Source organism: Stenotrophomonas sp. EMP41 (assembly GCF_047495535.1).
In the GTDB taxonomy this organism is placed as follows: Bacteria; Pseudomonadota; Gammaproteobacteria; order Xanthomonadales; family Xanthomonadaceae; genus Stenotrophomonas; species Stenotrophomonas sepilia.
Window position 1 is genome coordinate 1,641,273 of sequence record NZ_CP179923.1, and the last position, 24,758, is coordinate 1,666,030.

Consider the following 24,758-nt stretch of genomic DNA (forward strand, 5'->3'; position numbering starts at 1 on the left):
GCTTTTGAAGCAGCGGCAACGGCAACAGCAACAGCAACAGCAACAGCGGTTGGTCGGCGCTGGATTGTCAGTAAGTAGCTGGGCCGGGGTGGGCAGGCAGGACACGCCGTAAACCCGTCCTTGGGGGCTCGATGGCGCCTTGCTCGTGTGCGCAGGACAGCGCACACGAGCAAGCCGCGGCCAAGCCCCCAGGGACGGGTTCACGGCGTCCCCTGCGCAACCCACCCTCCCGGCCTGCCCTCTGCAGCCCAGCACTTCGACCGACCACCCCGAGGGGCTTCGCCGTTGGCTGGATAATCAGATACCCCCTAAACAAAAACGCCCCAGCACAGGGCCAGGGCGTGTTCGTGGATCAGGTCAGGCAGGCATCAGAATTCCTGCCAGTCCCCGTCGGCCAGTTCGGTTGCCATCGGGCGACCACCTGCCGTGCGGCGGGCCGGCGGGGCAGCCGGGGCCGGGGCAGCCGGTGCAGCGGCGCGCGGCGCCGAGGCGGTGACGCGCGGGGCGGCCACGACTTCGGCTTCGTCCACCACGAAGATCGACACAGCCTCGCTGAGGTGGCCGGCCTGTTCTTCCATCGCGCGGGCGGCGGCGGTGGCTTCCTCCACCAGCGCGGCATTCTGCTGGGTGGTTTCGTCCATCTGCACCACGGTCTGGTTGACCTGCTCGATGCCCGCGCTCTGTTCCTGCGAGGCGGCGGAAATCTCGGCCATGATGTCGGTCACGCGCTGCACCGAGGCGACGATCTCGCCCATGGTCGCGCCGGCCTTGTGCACCAGCGCCGAGCCATCGTTGACCTTGCCGACCGAGTCGTCGATCAGGCCCTTGATCTCCTTGGCGGCAGCCGCCGAGCGCTGGGCGAGAGTGCGCACTTCGCTGGCAACCACGGCGAAGCCGCGGCCCTGTTCACCGGCACGCGCGGCTTCCACGGCGGCATTCAGTGCCAGGATATTGGTCTGGAACGCAATGCCGTCGATGACGCTGATGATCTCGGCGATCTTCTTCGACGAGGCTTCGATGGCGGACATGGTGGTGACCACCTGGCCGACGACCTCGCCGCCCTGCGAGGCGACGCCATGCGCGCCAATGGCGAGCTGGTTGGCCTGGCGGGCATGCTCGGCGTTCTGGCGCACGGTGGAGGTCAGTTCCTCCATCGAGGCCGCGGTTTCTTCCAGGTTGGCGGCCTGCTGCTCGGTCCGGCGCGACAGGTCGCTGTTGCCGGAGGCGATCTCGCCAGCGGCCGAACTGATCGCGCGGCTGGACTGCTTGATGCGGGTGACGATCTCGCTCAGCTGCGCGGCGGTGGCGTTGGCATCGTCACGCATGCGGGCGAACACGCCCTGGTAGTCGCCGTGCATGCGCACGGTCAGGTCACCCTGCGACAGTGCCGCAAGCAGGCCGGAGACCTGTTCGATGCTGCCGGCGTTGGCGTCCAGCAGGCCGTTGATCTGCTGCGCCAGCTGCAGGAAGAAGCCTTCCTTGTCGGTGGCGTCAATGCGGCCGGACAGGTCGCCGGCGGCGGCCTGGGCGATCACGCGGGCCACTTCCGCTTCAACCTGCGCTTCCTGGGTACGGTCGCGCCATTCCACCACGTAGCCGACGGTGTCGCCGCCTTCATTGCGGATGGTCGACACCACCTGGGCGAACTGGGCATCGCCGTACTGCATCGGGCGACGCGCGACACCGTGTGCCTTCAGGTTGTTCAGCAGGGTCTGGTCCATCTCACCACGGTGCTCAAGCACGGTAACCGGCTTGCCGATCAGCGAGGCCTGGGCATCGAAGTCCGGCAGGTCGCGGCGCAGTTCGTCCTGGTACTGGCTCAGGGTCTGCTGCAGGGCGCGGTTGCTGTAGACGATGGTGTTGCTGGTGTCGGTCAGGTACACGCCGGTCGAGCTGTAGTCCAGCGCGGTACGAATGCGCAGGTTCTCGCGGGCGATCGCCTGGTCGGTCTCGATGCGCTCGCGCAGGTCGCGCTGCATGCGCTGCATGGCTTGCATCAGTTCGCCCACTTCATCCTGGCGGCTGACGTCGATGTGGCCATCGAGCTTGCCGCCGGCCACGTCGTTGGCGACCGAGACGGCGCCACGCACGCTGCCGACCAGGGCGCGGGCAAACAGCCACACCAGCACCAGGCCGAGCGCGGCGCCACCCAGCAGGGCGATCACGGTCAGCACGGCCGAGGCGGAATAGGTGGAAGCGGCCTCGTCGCGCGAGGCGCGGGCGAGGCGGTTGTCTTCGGCGATCAGCGCCTCCAGCGCGGAGGCAGCCTTGCGGTGCTTGGTGCGGGTTTCGCCGACGAAGGTATCGATGGCGTCGTCCGGCAGGTCCAGTTCCAGCATCTCGGTGACGCTGTCATAGGATGCCAGGGCGTCCTTCCATTCCTTGGCGAAGGCGTCGAACAGCTTCTTCTGCTGCGGGTTGTCGACCAGCTTCGGATACTCCTTGATCGACTTGTCCATGCTGGCGCGCAGGTCGACACCCTGCTTGCGCGCATCGGACTTGACGTCATCGCTGGCGCGGATCAGCTGCTGGTAGGCGGCATTGCGGTACTCGCCCAGCATGCCGCGCATCTCGCCGGCCATGCGGATGCTCTCCATGCGCGAACCGGCCAGCTCGGTGGTGACGTTGTTCAGCGAATGCAGGCCGCGATAGGCGACGATGCCCTGCAGCAGCATCACCAGCAGGAGGACGCCGAAAGTCAGCAGCAGCTTCGGCATCAGTTTCAGGTTGTTGATCCACGGCATGGGCGTTGCGAGCTCCTAAGGCAGACGCGCCCGGGCATCGGGCCCGGTTGCAGCAGAAACCACGCCGGCACCAGGTCCGGCGTGGTTCGACGGACAGCGGATTACTTGATGTTGGCCAGCTTCAGCCCAGCCGGCGAGCTGACTTCGATTTCCGCGCGCGAGGCGTCGCGCTGGATCTTGCCGATCACGCAGACGGTCTTGCCTTCCAGGGTTTCCAGCGGGAAGGAGAACTTGCCGCGGTTCTCGCCGGCGATACGCGCCGAGAAGGTGTGGCGCGGGAAGGCGCCGCCCATGTACAGGAAGGTCGGCTGGCCTTCGGAGCCTTCTGCGTAACGGGCCTTTTCGACCTTGCCACAGACCATGCCGTCCTTGCCGACCGAACGCGGCGCCATTTCAGGCGGGATCATGTCGGCCGACTGGGCGAAAGCGGAGGCGGCGGTGGTGGCCAGGACAGCGGCCGAGACGAACGCAAACAGGGACTTCATCGAGGGTATCTCCGGGGATGGTAACGATCGGGCCGGTCCTGCGCGCTCCTGCGCGACCGGCTTCTGTCCCCCTATCGGCACCGCCGAAGGGAACTGAAGGGTGTTGTGACTGGAACGTGAAGCAGTTCCGTTTGCTCAGGCAGCGACGTCTTCGGCAAGGTTGGCCTGGCCCATGTCGGCGCTGTCGAGCAGGGTCTCGATGTCCAGCAGGATCAGCATGCGATCGTCGTGGGTACCGATGCCGGAGATGAAGCGGGTATCGACGGCGGCGCCGAATTCCGGGGTCGGGCGGATCTGCTCGGCCGACAGCGGGATCACGTCGGAGACGCTGTCGACGACGATGCCGACCACGCGGTCTTCCACGTTCAGCACGATCATCACGGTGAAGGCATCGTAGCGGGCGTTGTCCAGGCGCAGCTTCAGGCGCAGGTCGATCACCGGGACGATGGTGCCGCGCAGGTTGATCACGCCCTTGATGTAGTCCGGGGCGTCCGGCACGCGGGTGACGGCGTCGTAGCCGCGGATTTCCTGCACCTTGAGGATGTCCACGCCGTAGTGCTCGTCACCAAGGGTGAAGCTGAGGAATTCGCCACCGGCGCTGGCGGCGGAGCTGGTCTTGTCGTTCATCGAGGGGTCCTGGTTCTGCCGGAAGTCCCGGTGTCAGGCTCGATATCGGCCCCGCCGGGGGGGACTTTAGGTGCCGGGGGAAGGGCATCCACGCATGGCGTGGATCTACCGGAGATCGGTAGTGCCGGCCACTGGCCGGCAATGGCCGTACCCGCATTGTCGCGAAGTTGCCGGCCAGCGGCCGGCACTTCCTGTTGGCCTGGCCTTAGAGCTCACCGTTGCGGCGGGCCTTGCGCTGGCGGTCGATGCGGAAGATGTAGCGCTGGATGGCGCTGTCGGCGCCGCGTGGCAGGCATTCAAAGCGCATTCCCACGCGCTTGACCTCGATGCCGTTGGGCTGGCGCTGCGGCAGCAGGTTGCAGACCACCAGTTCGATATCCAGGTCGGGGCCGTCCGGCAGCGACAGCTGCGCCGGATAGCGCTTCTGCAGACCAAACACCGCGCAGTCATTGGGCACCACCACGGCCAGGCCGCCACCGCTGATGTCCACCACCCGCATCGACAGCGCTTCGGCCCGCGCTTCGCCGGGTGGCAGCAGCAGCTGCGGTGAATCAGTGACCGGCGTCTCCAGCCGATACAGTTCGCGGCGCTGCAGGTGCACCAGTTCTTCCGGAAGCGGGGCGCGGAAGGCCACGTGGCCGTCGTTGTCCACGCGCTGCAGTTCGTGCAGGCGGAAGCGCACCAGCACCCGTTCGAGCTGGGCGAAGCACAGCAGGTGATCGGCCTGCTCGGCGGCGCGGTTGGAAGCTTCCTGCGGGCTGCCATCGAGCAGCAGGGTGTCCTCGTCCTCGTCGAGGTCGAGCAGCGCAGTGGGGAACGAACGGTCGCGGCCGTCGATGTGCGCGTTGATCAATGATCGCTGGTCGATCAGCGAGCGCAGCAGCTGCCGCAGCTGGCGCGGGTTGCGGACCAGGAAGCGCTCGTCAGCGGCGTCGGCCGCGTGGACATCATGCACTGCAGTGTCGTTGCCGTCGGACATGGAATCTACGGTCAGGGGCGGGCGCCAGCACGCGTTGGTGCGAGGCTCGATGGAGGTATCGGCCTCTGCACCGGATTATGAAGTGGGATTTGCATCACTTTCGGCGCGTGAGGACCCAGATCCCTTTCCCGAGGGAAAGGGATCTGACCCCGTGGTTCTGTCAGAACTCCTGCCAGTCGCCGTCCGCAGCCAGTGCCGGCTGTGCTGTCGCGGTGCGCAGCGCACGTGCCGGGACCGTTTTTGCCGCCGGTGCGGCGGCTGCGACCTGGCGCGGTACCGGTGCTGCCAGCGGGCGTGCCGGAATGGCCGTCGTGCCGTGCGATGCCAGCCGGAAGCGGGCCACTGCTTCACCCAGCTGCACGGCCTGGTCTTCCATCGCACGTGCGGCGGCGGTGGCTTCCTCCACCAGTGCGGCGTTCTGCTGGGTGGTCTCGTCCATCTGCACCACGGTCTGGTTGACCTGCTCGATGCCCGCGCTCTGTTCCTGCGAAGCGGCGGAAATCTCGGCCATGATGTCGGTGACGCGCTGCACCGAGGCGACGATCTCGCCCATGGTGCTGCCGGCCTGGTGGACCAGGCTGGAGCCCTCGGCGACCTTGCCGACGGAGTCGTCGATCAGGCCCTTGATTTCCTTCGCGGCGGCGGCCGAGCGCTGGGCGAGGGTGCGCACTTCGCTGGCGACCACGGCGAAGCCGCGGCCCTGTTCACCGGCACGCGCGGCTTCCACGGCGGCATTCAGTGCCAGGATGTTGGTCTGGAACGCAATGCCGTCGATGACGCTGATGATCTCGGCGATCTTCTTCGACGAGGCTTCGATGGCGGACATGGTGGTGACCACCTGGCCGACGACCTCGCCACCTTGCGAGGCGACACCATGCGCGCCGATGGCGAGCTGGTTGGCCTGGCGGGCATGCTCGGCGTTCTGGCGCACGGTGGAGGTCAGTTCCTCCATCGAGGCCGCGGTTTCTTCCAGGTTGGCGGCCTGCTGCTCGGTACGGCGCGACAGGTCGCTGTTGCCCGAGGCGATCTCGCCGGCGGCCAGGGTGATGCTGGAAGCGCTGGCCTGGATCTGGCCGACGATCTGGGTCAGCTGCGCGACCGTGGTGTTGGCATCATCCCGCATGCGGGCGAACACGCCATTGAACTGGCCTTCCATGCGTGCGGTCAGGTCGCCGGTGGCGATCGACTGCAGCAGCTGCGAGAGCTGGCCGAGGTTGCCGTCAGCCACCTGCATCATGGTGTTGAGGTGCTCGATCATCAGCTTGAAGTCGTGCTGGAACCGCTGTGCGTCGCCGCGCTGGCTGAAGTCACCGGCGGCGGCCGCCGCAGCCAGGTGCTGGATCTGCGAATTGATCGCCAGCAGGCTGGCCTTGGCCGCGTCCATGGATTCGTGCAGGATCGCGCGGCTGCCGGGCAGGCGGCGCGCATCCGGGCTCAGATTGCCGATGGCGTACTGGTTGAGTACTTCAATGGCATCGACGATCGCATCGAGGTGTTCGAAGATCACCGTGTTGATGCCGTTGGCCAGCTGGCCGTAGACGCCCGGGAAATCTTCCGGGATGCGATGGCTGATGTCCGGGCCAGCGTGCATCTGTGCCATCAACTGTGTCTGCTCGCTGAAGCGTCGCAGCATCGCCGTCATCTCGGCGGTGGCAGCGAGCATCCTGCCGGCTTCATCCTTGCTGGTGGCCTGGGTGCTGACGCTGAGATCACCGCGTGCAACGGCCTGGATGGCATGCACGGCCTTGCCGAGTGGGCCGGTCACTGCGCGCGAGATGACGATGGCCAGCGCGGCAGCGACCAGCGACAGCAGCACGATGCAGCCGATGATGGCAATCATGCTGGTGCGGTGGGTGGCGTTGGCGTCGGCGATCTTGCCGTCCATCTGGCCGGCGATGTGGGTGCCCAGTGCCTTCATCGCAGCGAACAGGTCGCGACGCGCCGGGCGCGACTGCTCGTCGGAGATCTGCTGGGCCTGTGCGCCATCACCGGCGGCCACGGCGTCGCGCATCGCCTTGTTTGCGGCGAAGTAGCGGTCCAGCTGTGCGCTGGCCGCGCGATACAGTTCACGCTCCTTGTCCAGCGCCGGCAGCGCCGCGTACGCCGCCAGCTCGTCATGCACGGCCTTGGCGGTATCGTCCATGCGCTTGTTGTAGTCGGCGACCTTCTCCGGCTGGTCGAGCATGCTCAGCTGGGCCAGTTCGTAGGTGCGGAACTCGCCCAGCTGCGAACGTGCCTCGCCCAGGTGCTGGACCGAGGGGATATCGTTGCCGGCCATGTCGCGCAGCTGCGCGTTGGCCTCGGACAGGCGGATCAGGGCAAAGGCACCCAGTACGACGGTCATCAGGGTGGTGAGGGTGAACCCCACGGCCAGCTTGCGGGCGATGGGCAGATCTTGGAACCACTTCATGCAGGGTGCTCCAGGTGGGCAGAGTGCCGGCGTCTGTGCGCCGGTTTGGGGGTGGTTGCAGAGCGAACGGGGGTGCCCGGTGGGGTTCGGTGACGACCGTCAAAGCGAAATAACGGCGCCGTCCGCGCGGACTTTATGGACGCAGATCACATTCGGTTGCGTAGGGATGACAGCGCAAAAGCGTTGCAGCGACGCGGTTTCGCTTGGATGAAGTGGTTGCGCCCGCAACCATCGTGCCGACGGAGTTCACGATCTGGTTTCGGGGTGCCGTCCCGCGGCCAGATGCCGTTCCTGCGGAAAGGGATCTGACCCCACTGGCAGGCGCACGCAAACAAAAACCGCCGCCCCGAAGGGCGGCGGTCCATGACCCGCATGCGGCGTGGATCAGGCGGCCTGCGGCATCCGCAGCGAGCGCACCAGTCCGCCGATGTCAACGATCAACGCGACGCGGCCGTCGCCAAGGATGGTGGCACCGGACACCCCGCCGATGCGGCGGTAGTTGTTCTCGATGTTCTTCACCACCACCTGCTGCTGGCCGACCAGTTCGTCCACTTCCAGCGCGATTTTCTGGCCATCGCCTTCCACCACCACCACCAGCGATTCGCTGCCGGGTGCGCGGTTGCCGTAGCCGTAGTACTCGCTCAGCGACAGGATTGGCAGGTACTCGCCACGCACGCGCAGTACGCGGCCTTCGCCGGCCATGCTGCGGATATCCTCGGGCTGCGGCTGCAATGCCTCAAGCACGTAGGCCAGCGGCAGGATCAGGGTTTCGCCGGCCACGGCCACAGTCATGCCATCGAGGATGGCCAGGGTCAGCGGCAGGCGGATCAGCGTGCGGGTGCCGGTACCGAGGCTGCTTTCGATCTGCACCTCGCCCCCCAGCGCCTGGATGTTGCGGCGGACCACGTCCATGCCGACGCCACGCCCGGACAGGTCGGTGACCGCATCGGCCGTGGAGAAGCCAGGCTGGAAGATCAGGTCCCAGACCTGCGAATCGGTCGGGTTGTCCGGCACCGCCAGGCCGCGCTCGGTGGCCTTGGCCAGAATCTTGGCGCGGTCCAGGCCGCGACCGTCGTCGCTGACTTCGATGACGATGTGCCCGCCTTGGTGTGAGGCCGCCAGGGTGATCGTGCCGGTTTCGTCCTTGCCTGCACCGCGACGCACGTCGGGCATTTCCAGGCCGTGGTCGATCGAGTTGCGCACCAGATGCACCAGCGGATCGGCGATCTTCTCGATCAGGCCCTTGTCCAGTTCGGTGCCTTCGCCGACGGTGCGCAGGCGCACCTGCTTGCCGAGGCGGCTGGACAGGTCACGAACCAGGCGCGGGAAGCGGCGGAACACCGCATCGACGGGCAGCATGCGCACGCCGATCACCGCTTCCTGCAGGTCGCGGGTGTTGCGTTCAAGCTGGTCCAGCCCGGCGAACAGGCTCTCGGCGTGGACCGGGTCCAGTGCGTGCGAGACCTGCTTGAGCATGGCCTGGGTGATGACCAGTTCGCCGACCAGGTTGATCAGCGCATCGACCTTGTCGACGCTGACGCGGATCGAGGTTTCCGCTTCCTGGCTGGCACCACCGCTGGCGGCAGGCGCGGCAGGCGCGGCAGGTGCCGCTGCGACCGGAGCGGGGGCCGCTGCGGCCGGCGCCTGGGTGGCCAGGCTCGGCGGCGCGGCGGGACGGATGTCCAGCTCACAATCGTCCAGCACCCAGGCGAAGGTGTCTTCGATCTTGCTGCGCGGCACCTTGCCGACCAGGCCCAGGTCCCACGCAAGATGGGCTTCGAGCGGATCAAGCTGGGCGAAGCCCGGCAGGCGCTCCATGCGCGCGGCGACCTGCAGCGAACCGAGATGCTCCAGTTCACGGATGATGCGCAGCGGGTCGTTGCCGCTCATGAACAGCGACGGCGCCGGAGTGAAGCCGATCTGCCAGGCTTCCGGCGTATCGTCCACCTTGGCTGCGGCGGCCGCCGGGGCGCTCGCTGCGGCCTGGCCGGAAAGAACCGCTTCCAGGCGGGCCTTCACCGCAGCGACTGCGGCGGGATCTGCGGCTTGGCCGTGTTCGGCTTCGCGCAGCAGGGCGCGTAGCACATCCACCGAGGACAGCATGGCGTCGACGGCGTGGCCTTCCAGGGCCCGCTTGCCGGCGCGCAGCTCATCAAGCAGCGTCTCCAGCACGTGGGTCAGGCCGGCGATCGCGTCGAAGCCGAAAGTGCCGGCGCCGCCCTTGATCGAGTGGGCGGCGCGGAACACCGAATTGATGATCTCCGCGTCCTGCTGCCCCGATTCCAGGGCCAGCAGGCCAGCCTCCATCGCATCGAGGCCTTCGCGGCTCTCCTCGAAGAAGGTGGCGTGGAAGCGTTGCAGGTCCATGCTCATGGCAGTGGTGATCCGGAAGCGAAGAGGGGGAGCGGCGCCGGGCGATCAGCCCAGCACTTTCTGCACGGTGGCGACCAGCTGTTCGGGATTGAACGGCTTGACCAGCCAGCCGGTGGCACCGGCGGCCTTGCCTTCGGACTTCTTGTCGGCGGCCGATTCGGTGGTCAGCATCAGCAGCGGGGTGAACTTGTAGTCCGGCAGCTGGCGCAGTTCGCGGATCAGCGCGATGCCGTCCATGTTCGGCATGTTGACATCGGTCACCACCGCATTGAAGCGCTGGCCCTTGGCACGACCGAGCGCGACCGCGCCGTCTTCAGCTTCTTCGACGGCAAAACCGGCCGAGGTGAGGGCGAAGGACACCATCTGGCGCATCGACGCCGAATCGTCCACCACCAAGATACGTGCGCTCATGCAGCGTTCTCCACAGATTTCAGGTTGTCATGGGTTACGTCCAGGCCCAGGGCCTGGGTGACGCCCAGCAGGCGCGCGGCGTCACGGAAGGTTGCAGTGCAACCGTGGAAGCCGGTGCCCAGGCCTGCCTCGCGGCGGGCCTGCACGAACGCACACAGCACCTGCACGGCGGCCGTGTGGATGCGGGCGACCTGGCTGGCATCCAGGGTCAGCTCGCCGGCCTGCTCCACGAGGGGGGCGAGGCGGTTCTTGAGCTCGGTAGTGCTCTCGATGCCGAGATCCCCACCCAGTTCGACAGTGCTCATCGTTGCTCCGGACAAACGGTTCCGTGATCCATAACGGCACCCCGGTGGGGTTCTTTAGAAGAATCGACGCGGTACGTCGAGGCGGTCGCTGTCTAAAAGGGGACGGAGGGGATTAAGTCGCAAGCGACCTGGCTCTACTGCAGTCCCCTCGGCAACGGCGACCGCGCAGTGGGGACGTAGGGTGTTGATCCAACGGAGCTCATTGCGTCCCCGACAGGCACCGCTTCGGCGCAAAGCGCCGAGCCACTTGCGACTTAATCCCCTCCGTCCCCTTTTTTTGGGGTTCAGCTCAACAGCCGGGTGGCGTCCAGCAGGATCATCGGGCGCTGGCTGACCCGGGCCACGCCACGGAACAGGTCGTTTGAGATCTGGCAGATGCGCGCGGTGTCGGGGGGTTCGATCTGCGAATCGGTGAGGTTGGCGACATCTTCCACCGCCGACACGCGCAGGCCGATGGTCTCGCCGTCCTCCTCCAGGACCACGATGCGGGTCTGTGAGTCGTCTTCGGCGGCTGCGGCGCCCAGGTGCAGGCCGAGATCCATCACCGGTACCACCTGGCCGCGCAGGTTCATGATGCCGAGCATGGCCGCTGCAGTGCCACGCAGCGGCAGCAGGGGCACCGGCAGCACCACTTCCTGCACCTTCAGCAGTTCCAGCGCATAGGCCTGGGTGCCGCAACGCAGGCGCAGCCAGCGCGAGGTGCGCTCGCCGGCGCGCCGGTTCTGCGGATGCGGGCTGCGGGCCGGTTGGTGGGCCTGCGCCTGCAGCTCCTGCCAGGTGCCGGGGCGGTTGCCTGCGGGTACATCGACCGCGACGCGCGGCGGCGGTGTGGCTGCGCGTGCGGCCGGGGCCGTTGCAGGATGTGCCGCCGGGGGTGCCACCGGCGCTGCGACCACGGCGGGCGGCGGCGCAGGCACGTCTTCGCCACCAGCGGCCGCCTCGAAGGCGGCCTGCAGGCCGGGGCTGTCGGTGTGGGCGAGACGATGGCTGTCCGCAGGGTCGGTCTCGTAGATCACTTCGTCCGGCAGATCGTCCCAGGTGGGTTCCGGGCCGGTGTTCGCAGCGGCCGCAGCGGGTGTCGGCGCGGTTTCGTGGATGACCTCGTCGGGCAGGTCATCCCAGGTCGGCTCGCGTTCGGTGGACCCGGCGCTGGCCGGCGCCGCGGCGGCCTCGAAGGCGGCCTCCAGTGCAGCCTCATCCTCGGCCGGGGCCGCGACGACGGCATCCGTTTCGTAGACCACTTCAGCGGGCAGGTCGTCCCACGTGGGTTCGCGTTCGGCATCGATCACGCTGACGGGCGCGGACGCGGCATCGAAAGCGGCTTCCAGTGCAGCATTGTCCACGGCAGGGGCAGCGGCAACGGTCTCGGTTTCGGTTTCGTAGATCACCTCGGCCGGCAGGTCATCCCAGGTGGGTTCGCGTTCGGCGGCGGCTTCGGTGGCCTTGGTCGGGGCGGCGCTGTCCGGCGTTGGCAGCACGACGGCCGCCGGAGCGATCGCTTCGCCCAGCAGTTCGTCCAGGTAATCGTCGAGGATGCCGGTGCTGTTCATGCGGCCTGCTCCAGGGCGCGGGCATCCTCGCCGAGGATCCAGTTCAGGGCGCGACGATAGGCGGCCAGGCCGCGGCCCGGGTAGTCCTCACCAACGCTTGGCAGGGTCAGGCCGGCGGCGTTGCTGATGCGGGTGTCGATCGGAATGGCGTCTTCCCACACGCGGCTGCCATGACGGTCCTGCATGGTGCGCAGCGATTCGTTGCCGGCGCGTGTGCGGCGGTCGAACAGGGTCGGCAGGATCGAGATCGGCAGCGGGCGGCGGCGCGAGCGCTCGACCATCTCGCCGGTGCGGACCATGCCATCCAGGCCGTGCAGGGCCAGTGGCTCGGCCTGGGTCGGAATGATGAGACGGTCGGCTGCGGCCAGCGCATTGATCATCAGCAGGCCGAGGGTCGGTGCACAGTCCAGCAGGATGTAGTCGTGCTGGCCCTGATGGCGCGCCAGCGCGTTCTGCAGGGCCAGGCCGAGGCCGGGCTGGTTGGCGCTGCGGCGTTCCAGCGTGGCCAGCGCCGACTGTGCGCAGACGTAGTCCAGGCCCTGGATGTTGCTGGCATGGCACAGGCTGGACAGGTCCGCCGGCGGTGTGCCGAACAGCTCCAGCACGCCGGCCGGCGGCGGGTCCACCGGCACGCCGAAGGCGCGGCTGAGCGAGGCATGCGGATCGAGGTCGATCAGCAGCACGCGATGGCCGAGCGCGGCCAGGCCGCGGCCGAGGGCGAGGGTGGTGGTGGTCTTGCCGACTCCGCCCTTCTGGTTGGCGACTGCCCAGATGCGCATCGGATTACTCCTTCATTGCCGGGGGAACGGCGGCGCCGACGCGGCTGCCAGCCGGCACCGGCGGCAACTTCGCCGGTGCGATGGGGGAGGTGGGGGCGCTGGCCGGAGTTGCGGCGGCCTGTTCGGTGACGGTGCTGTCGGTGGCGCCGGTGGCTGCGTTCAGGCGCTGGCCGAGCGGATCCACCGAGTGCGACGTGTCGGCCAGGATGATGACCATCACCCGGCGGTTGCGGTTGCGGCCCTGCGCGCTGTCGTTCTCTTCGCGCGGGCGGAACTGGCCATAGCCGACCATCGCCAGCCGCGACGGCTGCACGCCCTGGTCGGCGAACAGGTGCACCACGCTGGCGGCGCGCCCGGCCGACAGTTCCCAGTTCGACGGGAAAGTGGCGGTGGCGATCGGCACGTTGTCGGTGTGGCCTTCCACGCGCACGCTGTTGGGCACGTCGCGCAGCACCTCGGCCAGGCTGGCCAGGGTCTGCCGCGCATGCACGTCCAGCGCGGCCGAGCCGGTGGGGAACAGGATGTCGCTGTTGATCTCGACTTCGATCCACAGTTCAGTGCGGCGCACGCTGATCATGCCGCGGTCGATCAGCGGCGCCAATGCAGCGGTGAGGCGGTCGGCGATGCTGTTGAGCTGGCGCTCGGCGCGCGCGATCTGCTCCTGGTTGTGCACCGACACCGGCATGCGCATCTGCGAGGCCATCGACGGCAGCAGCGTCGGGTCGTGCGAAGGTGCCGGCGCGGACGGGCCGATCTTGGTGCCGGACTTGATCACCGAGGGGCTGTCCCAGCCGCCGCCCTGCACCTGCTTGTTGCCCACCTGCACCGGGTTGATGGTGCGCGGTGCGCCACCGAAGGCATCGGTGAGCGCGTCGGCCATGATCCGGTACTTGCCCTCGTTCACCGAGGAGATCGCGTACATGACCACGAAAAAGGCGAGCAGCAGCGTCATCAGGTCGGCATAGGGGATCGCCCATGCTTCGTGGTTGGCGTGCTCTTCGTGGTGCTTGCGGCGGGCCATGTCAGTGCAGGAAGCCGGAGAGGTTGGTTTCGATGTTGCGCGGGTTTTCGCCCTGGGCGATCGAGATCAGGCCTTCGATGACCATCTCGCGGTCGCGCGTGTTGTGCGAGATCACGCTCTTGAGCTTGGCAGCGATCGGCAGGAACAGCAGGTTGGCCGAGGCGATGCCGTAGATCGTTGCGGTGAACGCGGCGGCGATGCCGTGGCCGAGCTTGCTCGGGTCAGCCAGGTTCTTCATCACCGCGATCAGGCCGAGCACGGCGCCGATGATGCCAAGGGTGGGGGCGTAGATGCCCATCGCCTCGAACACCTTGGCGCCAGCCTGGTCCTGGTGTTCCTGGCTGCCCAGTTCGATCTCCAGCATGTGCCGCATCGATTCGGGCTCGACGCCGTCCACCAGCAGCTGCAGGCCCTTGCGCAGGAACGGGTCCTGCTGCGCTTCCACCTGCGATTCCAGGCCCAGCAGGCCCTGGCGGCGGGCGATGTTGCTCCACTCGACGATCTGCTGGATCAGCTCGCGGCGGTCGCTGTGCGGCGGGCGCACGACCCAGCGCACGATCTTGAACGCATGCTTGAACACCGCCGGCGAGGTGTGCAGCAGGATCGCGGCAACGGTGCCGACGATGACGATCACGAACGCCGCAGGCGACCACAGGGACGCCAGGCCGGCGCCCTTGAGGATGCTGCCGCCGACCAGCGAGGCCAGGGCGAGAAAGAGTCCAATGAGGCTGAGTCTATCCATGGATCCGGTATCGGCTTGTATGAATGGGACTTGAGACACCGGTAGATCGCGTAACGACGGTAGTCACAGTTTTCGGGGCGCCGGGACTGGCCCGGCGAGCGTCAGCGCAGGCCGTCCACATCCAGGATCAGCGCCATGCGACCATCGCCGATCAGGGTTGCACCGGCGTAACCGCGCAGGCCGCGCAGGGCCTTCGGCAATGGCTTGATGACCACTTCTTCACGCCCGCGGACCTGGTCCACGACCAGGCCGAAGCGCGCTTCACCGGCCTGCAGCACGACGATGGTCAGCAGGGTCGACGTGGCGGGCGTCACATCCAGCCATTGGCGGAGATCGACCAGCGGCAGGGTGTGCGAACGGCGGTCGAGCACGGCGCGGCCATCGAACCAGCCCAGTGACGTGCCAGGCGCGTGCAGCACTTCCATCACGCGCGCCAGCGGCAGCGCATAGACGTCTTCGCCGGCCTGCACCAGCAGGGTCGGCAGGATCGCCAGGGTGAGCGGCACGCGGATCAGGAAGCGGCTGCCACGGCCCAGTTCCGACTGGATCTGGATCTGCCCGCTGAGTTCGCGGATGCGCGACTGCACCACGTCCATGCCAACGCCGCGGCCGGAGATATCCGTGACCTGCTGCTTGGTCGAGAAGCCGGGCAGGAACACCAGGTGCAGGCACTCCTCGCTGCTCAGGCGGGCGGCAGCTTCCGGATCGATCAGGCCCTTCTCACGCGCCTTCGCGCGCAGCTTCTCCGGATCGATGCCGGCGCCATCGTCCTGCACTTCGATGCTGACGTAGTCTCCTTCCTGCTGTGCCGACAGGCGTACGTGGCCCATCCGCGGCTTGCCCTGTGCTTCGCGCAGGTCGGGCATTTCCACGCCATGGTCGATGGCGTTGCGGACCAGGTGCACCAGCGGGTCGGCCAGCGCTTCGACCAGGTTGCGGTCGAGCTCGGTCTCGGCGCCGATCAGCTCCAGGTCCACTTCCTTCTTCAGCGAACGGGCGACGTCGCGGGCGACCTTGGGGAAGCGCGAGAACACCTTGCCCACCGGCTGCATGCGGGTGCGCATCACCGCCGACTGCAGGCGCGCGGTGGCGATGTCCAGGGTGGACACGGCGCGGTCCAGCTCCTCGTCGCGCAGGCGGGCACGCAGGGTCTTGAGCCGGTTGCGCGACAGCACCAGTTCGCCGATCAGGTTGACGATCGCGTCCAGGCGCTTGGTGTCCACGCGCACGGTGTGTTCGGCTTCGGCCAACGGCTTGGCGGCCGGCTTGGCCGCCGGTGCCGGTGCGGTCGGCGCGGCCGGTGGGCGTGGTGCCGTGATCGGTGCGGGCGCTACCGCAGCGATGGGCCTGGCGCCGGGTGCGGCGCCACCGTGCAGCTGGTCGAGCAGGGCCTCGAACTCGTCTTCGCTGATCAGCCCGTCATCAGCCTTCTTTGCCGGCGCCACCGCGGTCGGCGCGTTACCCCCGTGCAGCTGGTCGAGCAGGGCCTCGAATTCGTCGTCGGTGATCAGGTCGCCGCTACCGGCCGCCGCTACCGTGGCCGGGGCGGCCGGCGCGGCGGCGCCTCCGTGCATGTCGAACTGGGCGATCAGGTCCGGCGGCGCATAACCCGGCTCGGTGCCGGAGGACACGGCGTCCAGCATCGACTGCAGGTAGTCCAGCGATTGCTGGGCGGCATCGAAGTGATGGGCCTGCAGCACGGCCTGGCCCGCGCGCGCGATGCCCAGTGCTTCTTCGGCGGCGTGGCACAGCTCGACCATGGCGGTGACGCCGAGGAAGCCGGCGCCGCCCTTGAGCGTGTGGTAGCCCCGGAACACCGCGTTGAGCTGTTCGGTGTCCTGCGGTGCCTGCTCCAGCGACACCAGCTGTTCGCCCAGGCGATCCAGGATTTCCTGCGCCTCGATGATGAAATCGGCAGTGATGTCGTCGGATACCGCGCTCATGCTTACAGCCCCAGGTCCGACAGCAGGTCGTCGGCGTCGTTCTGCGAGACCGCGTGGCGGTCCAGTCCCTTCAGTGCCGGCCCGGCCAGATCCGGATCGGTGCGATGCTGTTCCGGCGGCAGGCCGAGCGCGCCGAAGCCCTCATGCACGCGGCGGACGATGCCGACCACGCGACGGATGATCTGCCCGGTCAGGTCCTGGTAGCTCTGGGTCAGGGCGATCTCGGTGAGGTTGTGGCGGATGCGCTCGAGCTGCGCATCCTGGCCCGGCTGCAGGCCTTCGGCGCGCAGCTGTTCGGTCAGGCTGCGGCATTCCTCGGCCAGGTCCAGAGTGCGGTGCGTCGCCTGTTCGGTCATCGCCACCACGTGGTCCAGGCGTGCGCAGGCATCGTCCAGTTCGCCGGCCTCGCTGGGCACGGTCGGCAGTTCACCCAGGGCCTGCCCGAGCTCGCGGGCCAGCCGCGAGAGGCCGCTCATCATCGGCTGCGTGCGCAGCGCGACCAGTCCGTCGATGCGTTGCCGCCAGGCGGTTTCGTCACCGGACTCCAGTGCATCCAGTGCTTCCTGCAGGCGCAGGTCGAGGGCGTTCTTGTCGACCGTGGTATCCATCAGGCGCTGGCCGCCAGGCGTTCGAAGATCTTGCCGAGCTTCTCTTCCAGCGTCTGCGCGGTGAACGGCTTGATGATGTAGCCGTTTACGCCGTTCTGGGCGGCTTCGATGATCTGTTCGCGCTTGGCTTCGGCGGTGACCATCAGCACCGGCAAGGTCTTCAGCTTGGCATCGGCACGGATCGCCTTGAGCAGCTCGATGCCGGTCATCACCGGCATGTTCCAGTCGGTGACCACGAAATCGAACGGCTGGCTCTGCAGCAGCGACAGCGCGGCATGCCCGTCCTCGGCTTCGGCGGTGTTGGTGAAGCCCAGATCGCCCAGCAGGTTCTTGACGATGCGACGCATGGTCGAGAAGTCGTCGACGATCAGGATGCGCATGTTCTTGTTCAAAGCAGAGTTCCTTTGTTGTTCATTCCGGGCGGCCGGGGGCAGCTGCCTCGGGGATGTTCATTCTTCGAGGCCGGCGTCGACGGCCTCGAATACCTTCAGCCGGCCGCGCAGGCGCAGCACGGCCTGGCCGTGGATCTGGCAGACCCGCGACTCGCTCACGCCGAGCACCGCGCCGATCTCCTTCAGGTTCAGTTCCTGCTCGTAATAGAGCGAGAGCACCAGCTGTTCGCGCTCGGGCAGGTGGCCGATGGCCTTGCCCAGCTCGCGACCGAACTCGCCACGCTCCAGCACCTGTTGCGGGGTCGGGCCGCCCTGGGCGACGGTGTCCAGCTCGCCCTGGTCTTCGATGCGCGACTCCAGGCTCAGCACCTGGCCACGCGCAGCGTCTTCCATCAGGCGCAGGTATTCGGGCAGTGGCATCTCCATCGCGGCGGCCACTTCGGTGGCGCTGGCGGCGCGGCCGCTGCTCTGTTCCAGGCGGCGGATGGTGGCCGCAGCATCGCGTGCGCGGCGGTGCACCGAGCGCGGCACCCAGTCGCCACGGCGGATCTCGTCGATCATCGAGCCACGGATACGGATCGAGGCGTAGGTCTCGAACGAGGCGCCCTGGTCGGCGTCGTAGCTGCGCGACGCTTCGATCAGGCCCATCATGCCAGCCTGGATCAGGTCGTCGACTTCGACGCTGGCCGGCAGGCGCGCGGCCAGATGGTGGGCGATGCGCCGCACCAGGTCCGAGTGCTGGGCGATGACCTCGTTGGCCGCCGAGCGCTGGACCTCCCTGTATTGGGCCGCGCCTTTCATGCTGCCACCCCGCGCTGCTTGAGGATGCGTTCGAGGAAGAACTCGACGCCGCCACGTGGTTCGGTCGGCGCCTGCCAGCGGGCCGTGCGGCGCGCGATCTCGGTGATCGCCAGTGCGGACGGGCTGGACGGGTAGGCCTTTACCACCGGCTGCTGGCGCTGCACCGACAGGCGCAGCCAGTCATCCTGCGGCACGCAGCCCAGGTAGTTCAGCGAGACATCGGCGAGGAACTTCTCGCAGACGCGGGTCAGCTTCTCGTACAGCACGCGGCCCTCGTTGGGGTCGCGCACCATGTTGGCCACCACCTGGATGCGGTCCACGCCCCGTTCGCGCGACAGCACCTTGATCAGCGCGTAGGCGTCGGTGATCGACGCCGGCTCGTCACAGACCACCACCACGGTGTCCTGCGCGGCCTGGCAGAAGGTCAGCACGCCGTCGGTGATGCCCGCGGCGGTGTCCACCACCATGATGTCCAGCTCGCGTTCCAGCTCGGAGAACACGTTGACCAGGCCGACGTGCTCGGCCGGGGCCAGCTCGGCCATGTGCCGGCGGCCGGACGCGGCCGGGACCACCAGCACGCCGTTCGGGCCTTCGACGATGACGTCGTCCAGCGAGCAGCGGCCGGCAACCAGGTCGGCCAGCGTGAAGGTGGGGTTCAAGCCCAGGATCACGTCGATGTTGGCCAGGCCGAGGTCGGCGTCCAGCAGCAGCGTGCGCTTGCCCATGCCGGCCAGCGCCACGGCCAGGTTGGCCGACACGTTGGTCTTGCCCACGCCGCCCTTGCCGCCGGTCACGGCGATGGTGCGCACAGGGCCGAGCGGCTCGCTGCGGGTGGCCGACAGCGGGAAGGTCTTGGTCAGCTTGGCGTACTCACGCGACGGCATGGTTCAACTCCGGGTTGCAGGGCATATCGGCCGCTCGGCGCAAATCTTCAAGGCGAAGTACGAGATTGGCCGCACTGGCCCGGTGCAGGTCGTCCGGAACGTCCTGGCCGTCGGTCACCCAGGTGATCGGCAGGGCGTGGTCGACGGCCACCGACAGCGCGTTGCCGAAGCGGCCGGTTTCGTCCAGCTTGCTCAGCACCAGGCCCTGCAGGTTGGCGGCACCGAAGCGGCGGACCACCTCGTCCATGTCGCCGAAGCTGGTGTTGGCCGGCAGCACCAGCAGGGTGCGGACCTGGCGCGCGGCGCGCAGCCACTGCAGCTGGGCGGCCAGGGCGCGGTCGCGCGGGCCCAGGCCGGCGGTGTCGATCAGCACCAGCTTGTAGTCCTTCAGACGTTCCAGCAGCTGGTCCAGGTCGGTGCCGCTGTTGGCCTCGTGCACGGCGATGCCGAGCTGCCGGCCGTAGCCATACAGCTGCTCGCGGGCGCCGATGCGGGTGGTGTCGGTGGTGACCAGGGCGACGTCACGCGGCGCGTGCTTCTCGGCGAACCGCGAGGCCAGCTTGGCGATGGTGGTCGTCTTGCCGGCGCCGGTCGGGCCCACCAGTGCGATAACGCCGCCTTCCTCCAGCGGGTCGACCGGGGCGATCGGCAGCTTGCGCGAGATCAGCCCCAGCATCAGACCGCGGCCTCGGTGCGCCTCGGTCTCCAGCGGAATCTGCATGGCGACGTCGCGGGCCAGGCCAGCATCGAATCCGTACTCGTCCATCAGGTCCAGCGCGGTGGCGCGCACCGGGCAGCCGCGCAGGCGCTCGTCGGTGAAGCGGTTCATTTCGCGCTCGATGACCTGGCGCATGCCGGCCACTTCCTGGCGCAGCTGGCGGATCTCGGCGTCGTCCTGGGCGACCACGGTCAGCACCGGGGCTGGGGCGAGCATGGGCGTCGGCGCGGATTCGGCAATGGCATCGGTCAACGCCGGTTCGCTGGCGGCGACCTCCGGCTGCGTTTCGGACAGGGCTGCGGTCGGCAGCGGCGGCGGCTGCACCGCCGGCGCCACGCTTTCGTGATGTGCCTGGTGCGGCGGATCGATCTGGAAACGGGCGCGGTTGGCCGGCGCGGCGACGGCCGGTGCCGGTGCAACGATGGCCTCGGCGAACGGGGCGAAGATCGGGTCCGGCAGTGCCGGTTCATTGACGGCGGCGCGTGCCAGCGTGGCGGCGAAGCCGGTGCTGCCGCGGGTCGGCACGATCTCGTCGGCGCTGTCCAGGGTGCGGCCGGTAGCGCCCACTGCCGCACGGGCGAGGGCGGCCACCGCCGAGGTGGTGGCGGCAACCGGTTCCGGTGCCGGGGTGCTGCTGCGGCGGCGGGTGACGGCGGCGATCACCGCGTCGGCGGCGGTGCGCGGCTTGGGTGCCGGCGGCGGTGCAACGTCACGGCGCGAGGCTTCCAGTGCGCGCTGCACGGCGCTCTCGTCGTAGTTGGCGGCGGCGACGATCTCGATGCCTTCCTCGATCCGGCGGTTGGACAGGATCACGGCGTCAGGACCATGCTCCTTGCGCACCAGGTTCATGGCCGAGCGCATGTCGGCGGCGACGAATCGTTTGATTTTCATGCTGTGGTCACGAGGCGAAGACGGCGGGGTGGCGGTCGGGGAACTCGGGTGGTCGGTGGTCTGCACGGTGCGGGTTCCCCTTGGTGTCTGTCTGTTGCGTTGGTTCGAAAGTGGTGTCTGTTTTCTGGCGCATCGGCGGGCGGCGTCAGCTGATCGTTCCGACCAGCTTCAGGCGCTTGTCCTCCGGCACCTCGCTGTAGGCCAGGACCGACAGCGACGGAACGCTGTGGCGGACCAGGCGGGCCAGCGCGGCGCGCACCGGGCCAGGTACCAGCACGACCGCGGGCTCGTTGCGGGCTTCCTGCTTGCTGACACATTCGGCCAGGCTCTGGTGCAGTCGCTCAGCGAGTCCGGGTTCCAGCGCGGCGCCGTTGCCCTGCGTGGACTCCTGCAAGACACGTTCCAATTGCGGGTTGAGGGTGAACACCGGCAGCTCCGCCGACATTCCGGCGATCTCCTGCACGATGAAGCGGCCCAGCGCGGTGCGCACCGCGGCGGTCAGCACCGCCGGGTCCTGGCTGCTGGGCGCATGTTCGACCAGTGCCTCGGCGATCTTGCGCAGCTGGCGGATCGGAATGCGCTCGACCAGCAGGTTCTGCAGCACGCGCACCACCGCCGACAGCGGCAGCGCCTTCGGCGTCAGATCTTCGACGAGCTTGGGCGCGCTCTTGGCCAGGTTGGCCAGCAGGTGCTGCACTTCCTCATGGCCGAGCAGCTCGGGAGCATGTTCGCGGATCAGGTGCGACAGATGGGTGGCGACCACGGTGGCCGGGTCGACCACCGTGTAGCCCAGCGTTTCGGCCTGGGCGCGCTGGTGCGGCTGGATCCAGGTGGCATCCAGGCCGAACGCGGGGTCCTTGCCGGCGATGCCCTCTAGGGTGCCCAGCGCGCTGCCCGGGTCCAGTGCCAGCTCGCGATCCGGATGGATTTCGGCGGTGGCCACCGGCACGCCATGCACCAGCACGCGGTAGCCGTTGGCCGGCAGTTCCAGGTTGTCGCGGATGTGCACCGAGGGAATCAGGAAGCCGACATCCTGGGTCAGCTTGCGGCGCACGCCCTTGATGCGCGCCATCAGTTCGCCGCCCTGGTTGCTGTCCACCAGCGGAATCAGCCGATAGCCGACCTCCAGGCCCAGCGGATCGACCGGGCGCAGTTCGTCCCAGCTCAGCTCGGCAGTGGGGGCTGCGGCGGCTGGGCGCCCGAGCGCAGTGAGCGCGGCGGCATCGGTGCCACCGCCTGCCGCATCGGCAGCCGGCGCCTTGCCCTTGCGGTACAGCTTCCAGGCGATGAAGCCGAGGATCGCGGCCAGCGTCAGGAAAGCGACGTTGGGCATGCCCGGCACCAGGCCGACCACGCCGATGATGCCGGCGGTGATCGCCAGCGCGCGGTACTGGCCGAACACCTGGCCGGTCATGGCCTGGGCCATGTCCTGCGAACGCGAGGCGCGGGTGACCAGCATGGCCACGGCGCTGGAGACCAGCAGGGCCGGCAGCTGCGCCACCAGGCCGTCACCGATCGACAGCAGGGTGTAGGTGGCGGCGGCGTCGCCGAACGGCATGCCATGCTGCAGCACGCCCACGGCCAGGCCGCCGAGCATGTTGATGAACAGGATCAGGATGCCGGCGATGGCATCGCCGCGGATGAACTTGCTGGCGCCGTCCATCGCACCGTAGAAGTCGGCTTCCTCACGCACTTCCTCGCGGCGCAGCTTGGCTTCCTCGCGCGTCAGCAAACCGGCGTTGAGGTCGGCGTCGATCGCCATCTGCTTGCCGGGCATCGCGTCCAGGATGAAGCGCGCGGTCACTTCCGAGACGCGGCCGGCGCCCTTGGTGATCACCACGAAGTTGATGATGGTCAGGATCGCGAATACCACGATGCCGACCGCGTAGTTGCCGCCGATCACGAATTCACCGAAGGCGGCGATGACCTTGCCCGCGGCATCGTGGCCGTTCTGGCCGTTCAGCAGGATCACGCGGGTGGAGGCCACGTTCAGCGCCAGCCGCAGCATGGTGGTGATCAGCAGCACGATCGGGAAGATGGTGAAGTCCAGCGGGCGCTTCACGTAGACCACCGCCAGCAGCACCATCAGCGAGATGGCGATGTTGAAGGTGAACAGCGCATCGAGCACCGGCGCGGCCAGCGGCACCACGACCATGGCCAGCAGGGCCAGCACGATCAGCGGCGCGCCAAGGCCCTGGCGGATCATTTCCAGGGCGCGGCGGGTGTTGAAGCCGGTGGCGGGCTGGGCGCTCACGGGCGGCCTCCCTTGCCGAATTCATCCACCTGGATGTGCGGGGCGTCCGGCATCGGGCCAGTGCGCCAGGCGCGCAACTGGTAGACGTAGGACAGGACCTGGGCGACGGCCGAATACAGTCTCACGGGGATTTCCTTTCCGAGTTGGCCTTCCCGATACAAGGCGCGTGCCAAAGGCGGGGCGGAGACGATCGCGACCTTGTTGCCGTCGGCCACTTCACGGATGCGCAGGGCGGTCTCGTCCACGCCCAGCGCGACCACGGTAGGGGCGTTCATGGCGCCGCCCTCGTACTTCAGGGCCACCGCGTAGTGGGTGGGGTTGACCACCACCACGTCCGCCGTGGGCACCGCTTCCATCATCCGGCGGTTGGCCATCTGCTGCTGCAGCTGGCGGATGCGGCCCTTCACCTCGGGGCTGCCTTCGCTTTCCTTCATTTCCCGGCGCAGCTCTTCACGGGTCATCTTCAGCTTGCGCATCCAGTTCCAGCGCTGGTACGGCGCGTCGATGGCGGCCAGCACCAGCATCGCGCCGGCGGTGGCCAGCAGCAGCCGCAGGGTGAAGCCGAGGCCGTCGGTGATGGCCGCCTCCAGCGGGTGGTGGATCAGCCCGCGCAGGGTGTCAAAGCCGGTCCAGACCACCAGCCCGGCGGCGACGCCGACGAAGGCCACGCGCAGCAGCGATTTGGTGAACTCGGCAATGGCCTCCGGGCCGTACAGGCGCTTGAGCCCGCTCATCGGGTTCATGCGGTTGATGTCGGGCAGCAACGCCTTCTGCGACCAGCGCAGGCCGCCCATCACCAGCGGGGCGACGAAGCTGGCCAGCAGGCAGACCAGCACCAGCGGTGCGATCACCAGCAGGAACTGCAGCAGCAGGTCGCCGAAGTGGCCGAACAGTTCCTTCGGGTTCTGCCGCAGGGTCTGCTCGGGGCTGAGCGCCTGCTTCATCCAGGCGCTGGCGCCGCGTCCGATCGAGCCGCTCATGGCCATCACCGCCAGCACGCCGGCGCCGAACACGGCGGCGGTGCCGAGTTCGCGCGAGCGCGGCAGGTTGCCCTGCTCGCGGGCATCGCGCAGGCGTTTTTCGGTGGGTTGTTCGGTCTTTTCGCCGGCGGATTCGTTCTCGGACATCACGTGCACTGCGGCAGGGGTTGCCGGAGGGCGTGCAAGAACCGTGCCGTTATCCGTCAGCCGCGAACGGCAGCACTGTGTGTCTGCTCCTGCTCATTCTGGCGTTCGCAGTGCTGTATGCGCTGCCGCGCTATCGCATCCAGAGGGCGAGGAAGATCGTTCAACTGCTGCTGTACAGGGAGCAGCTAGCAGCTACATGAGGCATGATGCCAAGACGCAGAGAGAAGGGCGGTGCTGAATGGGTTGCAGGATGGGATATCGCAGCAATGAGCTTTGACATAGTCGTTTTGAAGCTGGAAGACCTCGGTGAAAAAGACCTCTCCAATGTTGAGGCTGTGCAGGACATCGGATGTCCCCAGGCCATAATCGCATCATTGGAGTTGGTGTTCCCCGGATGTGTCCAAGGTGCATTCTCGGATGGTGAGCGCTACTCGCTCGAGTCCGCTCTGAATGGAGACCCGGTGAGCTCCATACACCTTACTCTTCGATTCGGTCGAGCATGGTCTGAGGCGGCCAATTCTGAGTTCATGGCCCTGCTTTCAACACTTTGCCAGCGGTTGCAGTCAGTCGCGTTTGCCGTCTCCGACAACTCGAGGATTACCCCTCCCTGCTGAAGCGGACGATCTTGCTTGCGACAACGGCATGGGAGGCCAAGGCTCGTTGAGCATCGGGTGACCGGCAGGAGGAAGCATCCCCAAGATGAAGCTGGATGGC

Annotated in this window: 21 protein-coding genes; 1 reads left to right on the forward strand and 20 read right to left on the reverse strand. The window is 67.8% G+C overall.

The window, feature by feature from the left end:
- Window positions 1-368: 368 nt before the first annotated feature.
- The 20 genes from ACMGRF_RS07465 to flhB all read right to left on the reverse strand — a co-directional run bounded on the left by ACMGRF_RS07465 (window position 369) and on the right by flhB (window position 24,044).
- Window positions 369-2,744, reverse strand: coding sequence for a methyl-accepting chemotaxis protein (locus ACMGRF_RS07465; RefSeq protein WP_180878798.1), 2,376 nt, complete (start codon window positions 2,742-2,744; stop codon window positions 369-371).
- Between the two features lie 101 nt (window positions 2,745-2,845).
- Window positions 2,846-3,229, reverse strand: coding sequence for a hypothetical protein (locus ACMGRF_RS07470; RefSeq protein ID WP_014647020.1), 384 nt, complete (start codon window positions 3,227-3,229; stop codon window positions 2,846-2,848).
- Window positions 3,230-3,364: 135 nt separating this feature from the next.
- Window positions 3,365-3,856 carry a chemotaxis protein CheW gene (locus ACMGRF_RS07475; protein ID WP_014647021.1) on the reverse strand — a complete coding sequence of 164 codons (492 nt, stop codon included), beginning with the start codon at window positions 3,854-3,856 and terminating at the stop codon, window positions 3,365-3,367.
- A 205-nt stretch (window positions 3,857-4,061) separates the two neighbouring features.
- Entirely contained in the window at window positions 4,062-4,835 is a 774-nt protein-coding gene (locus tag ACMGRF_RS07480) for a flagellar brake protein (protein WP_049438540.1), read from the reverse strand.
- 160 nt (window positions 4,836-4,995) lie between these two features.
- Window positions 4,996-7,245 carry a methyl-accepting chemotaxis protein gene (locus ACMGRF_RS07485; protein WP_414485777.1) on the reverse strand — a complete coding sequence of 750 codons (2,250 nt, stop codon included), beginning with the start codon at window positions 7,243-7,245 and terminating at the stop codon, window positions 4,996-4,998.
- Window positions 7,246-7,629: 384 nt separating this feature from the next.
- Entirely contained in the window at window positions 7,630-9,618 is a 1,989-nt protein-coding gene (locus ACMGRF_RS07490) for a chemotaxis protein CheA (RefSeq protein WP_049416929.1), read from the reverse strand.
- 45 nt (window positions 9,619-9,663) lie between these two features.
- Window positions 9,664-10,029: a response regulator gene (locus ACMGRF_RS07495; RefSeq protein WP_005409521.1), complete on the reverse strand. Its 366-nt coding sequence runs from the start codon at window positions 10,027-10,029 to the stop codon at window positions 9,664-9,666.
- Window positions 10,026-10,334 carry a lipid asymmetry maintenance protein MlaB gene (locus ACMGRF_RS07500; protein ID WP_014647026.1) on the reverse strand — a complete coding sequence of 103 codons (309 nt, stop codon included), beginning with the start codon at window positions 10,332-10,334 and terminating at the stop codon, window positions 10,026-10,028. Before ACMGRF_RS07500 ends, ACMGRF_RS07495 begins: the two co-directional genes overlap by 4 nt.
- 284 nt (window positions 10,335-10,618) lie before the next feature.
- Window positions 10,619-11,884, reverse strand: coding sequence for a chemotaxis protein CheW (locus ACMGRF_RS07505; RefSeq protein WP_099487688.1), 1,266 nt, complete (start codon window positions 11,882-11,884; stop codon window positions 10,619-10,621).
- On the reverse strand, window positions 11,881-12,663 hold the full coding sequence (locus ACMGRF_RS07510; RefSeq protein WP_049416925.1) for a ParA family protein: 783 nt from the start codon (window positions 12,661-12,663) through the stop codon (window positions 11,881-11,883). Before ACMGRF_RS07510 ends, ACMGRF_RS07505 begins: the two co-directional genes overlap by 4 nt.
- A 4-nt stretch (window positions 12,664-12,667) precedes the next feature.
- Window positions 12,668-13,684, reverse strand: a complete 1,017-nt coding sequence (gene motD / locus ACMGRF_RS07515; protein ID WP_049435163.1) for a flagellar motor protein MotD — start codon at window positions 13,682-13,684, stop codon at window positions 12,668-12,670.
- 1 nt (window position 13,685) lies between these two features.
- Window positions 13,686-14,426 carry a flagellar motor protein gene (locus ACMGRF_RS07520; protein ID WP_005409527.1) on the reverse strand — a complete coding sequence of 247 codons (741 nt, stop codon included), beginning with the start codon at window positions 14,424-14,426 and terminating at the stop codon, window positions 13,686-13,688.
- A gap of 101 nt (window positions 14,427-14,527) precedes the next feature.
- Complete coding sequence (locus tag ACMGRF_RS07525; protein ID WP_099496150.1) at window positions 14,528-16,369, reverse strand: chemotaxis protein CheA; 1,842 nt, start codon at window positions 16,367-16,369, stop codon at window positions 14,528-14,530.
- Between the two features lie 2 nt (window positions 16,370-16,371).
- Window positions 16,372-16,977, reverse strand: coding sequence for a protein phosphatase CheZ (locus ACMGRF_RS07530; protein ID WP_414485778.1), 606 nt, complete (start codon window positions 16,975-16,977; stop codon window positions 16,372-16,374).
- Window positions 16,977-17,369: a chemotaxis response regulator CheY gene (cheY, locus tag ACMGRF_RS07535; protein WP_005413247.1), complete on the reverse strand. Its 393-nt coding sequence runs from the start codon at window positions 17,367-17,369 to the stop codon at window positions 16,977-16,979. The genes ACMGRF_RS07530 and cheY overlap by 1 nt, the downstream gene beginning before the upstream one ends.
- A gap of 57 nt (window positions 17,370-17,426) precedes the next feature.
- Window positions 17,427-18,170 (reverse strand): RNA polymerase sigma factor FliA, encoded by a 744-nt coding sequence (locus ACMGRF_RS07540; RefSeq protein ID WP_049413365.1) that lies wholly within the window; start codon window positions 18,168-18,170, stop codon window positions 17,427-17,429.
- On the reverse strand, window positions 18,167-19,054 hold the full coding sequence (locus tag ACMGRF_RS07545; protein ID WP_005416424.1) for a MinD/ParA family protein: 888 nt from the start codon (window positions 19,052-19,054) through the stop codon (window positions 18,167-18,169). Before ACMGRF_RS07545 ends, ACMGRF_RS07540 begins: the two co-directional genes overlap by 4 nt.
- Window positions 19,041-20,663, reverse strand: coding sequence for a flagellar biosynthesis protein FlhF (gene flhF, locus ACMGRF_RS07550; RefSeq protein ID WP_099496151.1), 1,623 nt, complete (start codon window positions 20,661-20,663; stop codon window positions 19,041-19,043). The genes ACMGRF_RS07545 and flhF overlap by 14 nt, the downstream gene beginning before the upstream one ends.
- Before the next feature lie 145 nt (window positions 20,664-20,808).
- A complete protein-coding gene (gene flhA / locus ACMGRF_RS07555) occupies window positions 20,809-22,869 on the reverse strand; it encodes a flagellar biosynthesis protein FlhA (protein WP_181452413.1) in 2,061 nt (686 codons plus the stop codon).
- Window positions 22,870-22,913: 44 nt separating this feature from the next.
- Window positions 22,914-24,044, reverse strand: a complete 1,131-nt coding sequence (gene flhB / locus ACMGRF_RS07560) for a flagellar biosynthesis protein FlhB (RefSeq protein ID WP_099487700.1) — start codon at window positions 24,042-24,044, stop codon at window positions 22,914-22,916.
- Between the two features lie 206 nt (window positions 24,045-24,250).
- Here flhB and ACMGRF_RS07565 point away from each other — a divergent pair, with 206 nt between their 5' ends.
- Window positions 24,251-24,658 carry a hypothetical protein gene (locus tag ACMGRF_RS07565; protein WP_262223308.1) on the forward strand — a complete coding sequence of 136 codons (408 nt, stop codon included), beginning with the start codon at window positions 24,251-24,253 and terminating at the stop codon, window positions 24,656-24,658.
- Window positions 24,659-24,758: the final 100 nt, after the last annotated feature.

Coding starts and splice junctions, on each gene's coding strand:
- ACMGRF_RS07530 (WP_414485778.1), bottom strand. CDS start 16,977: ATGGATACCACGGTCGACAAGAACGCCCTCGACCTGCGCCTGCAGGAA.
- ACMGRF_RS07545 (WP_005416424.1), bottom strand. CDS start 19,054: ATGCCGTCGCGTGAGTACGCCAAGCTGACCAAGACCTTCCCGCTGTCG.
- ACMGRF_RS07565 (WP_262223308.1), top strand. CDS start 24,251: ATGCCAAGACGCAGAGAGAAGGGCGGTGCTGAATGGGTTGCAGGATGG.
- ACMGRF_RS07470 (WP_014647020.1), bottom strand. CDS start 3,229: ATGAAGTCCCTGTTTGCGTTCGTCTCGGCCGCTGTCCTGGCCACCACC.
- ACMGRF_RS07520 (WP_005409527.1), bottom strand. CDS start 14,426: ATGGATAGACTCAGCCTCATTGGACTCTTTCTCGCCCTGGCCTCGCTG.
- ACMGRF_RS07500 (WP_014647026.1), bottom strand. CDS start 10,334: ATGAGCACTGTCGAACTGGGTGGGGATCTCGGCATCGAGAGCACTACC.
- ACMGRF_RS07465 (WP_180878798.1), bottom strand. CDS start 2,744: ATGCCGTGGATCAACAACCTGAAACTGATGCCGAAGCTGCTGCTGACT.
- ACMGRF_RS07475 (WP_014647021.1), bottom strand. CDS start 3,856: ATGAACGACAAGACCAGCTCCGCCGCCAGCGCCGGTGGCGAATTCCTC.
- ACMGRF_RS07490 (WP_049416929.1), bottom strand. CDS start 9,618: ATGAGCATGGACCTGCAACGCTTCCACGCCACCTTCTTCGAGGAGAGC.
- flhB (WP_099487700.1), bottom strand. CDS start 24,044: ATGTCCGAGAACGAATCCGCCGGCGAAAAGACCGAACAACCCACCGAA.
- ACMGRF_RS07510 (WP_049416925.1), bottom strand. CDS start 12,663: ATGCGCATCTGGGCAGTCGCCAACCAGAAGGGCGGAGTCGGCAAGACC.
- flhA (WP_181452413.1), bottom strand. CDS start 22,869: ATGATCCGCCAGGGCCTTGGCGCGCCGCTGATCGTGCTGGCCCTGCTG.
- ACMGRF_RS07525 (WP_099496150.1), bottom strand. CDS start 16,369: ATGAGCGCGGTATCCGACGACATCACTGCCGATTTCATCATCGAGGCG.
- ACMGRF_RS07495 (WP_005409521.1), bottom strand. CDS start 10,029: ATGAGCGCACGTATCTTGGTGGTGGACGATTCGGCGTCGATGCGCCAG.
- ACMGRF_RS07505 (WP_099487688.1), bottom strand. CDS start 11,884: ATGAACAGCACCGGCATCCTCGACGATTACCTGGACGAACTGCTGGGC.
- ACMGRF_RS07540 (WP_049413365.1), bottom strand. CDS start 18,170: ATGAAAGGCGCGGCCCAATACAGGGAGGTCCAGCGCTCGGCGGCCAAC.
- ACMGRF_RS07485 (WP_414485777.1), bottom strand. CDS start 7,245: ATGAAGTGGTTCCAAGATCTGCCCATCGCCCGCAAGCTGGCCGTGGGG.
- motD (WP_049435163.1), bottom strand. CDS start 13,684: ATGGCCCGCCGCAAGCACCACGAAGAGCACGCCAACCACGAAGCATGG.
- flhF (WP_099496151.1), bottom strand. CDS start 20,663: ATGAAAATCAAACGATTCGTCGCCGCCGACATGCGCTCGGCCATGAAC.
- ACMGRF_RS07480 (WP_049438540.1), bottom strand. CDS start 4,835: ATGTCCGACGGCAACGACACTGCAGTGCATGATGTCCACGCGGCCGAC.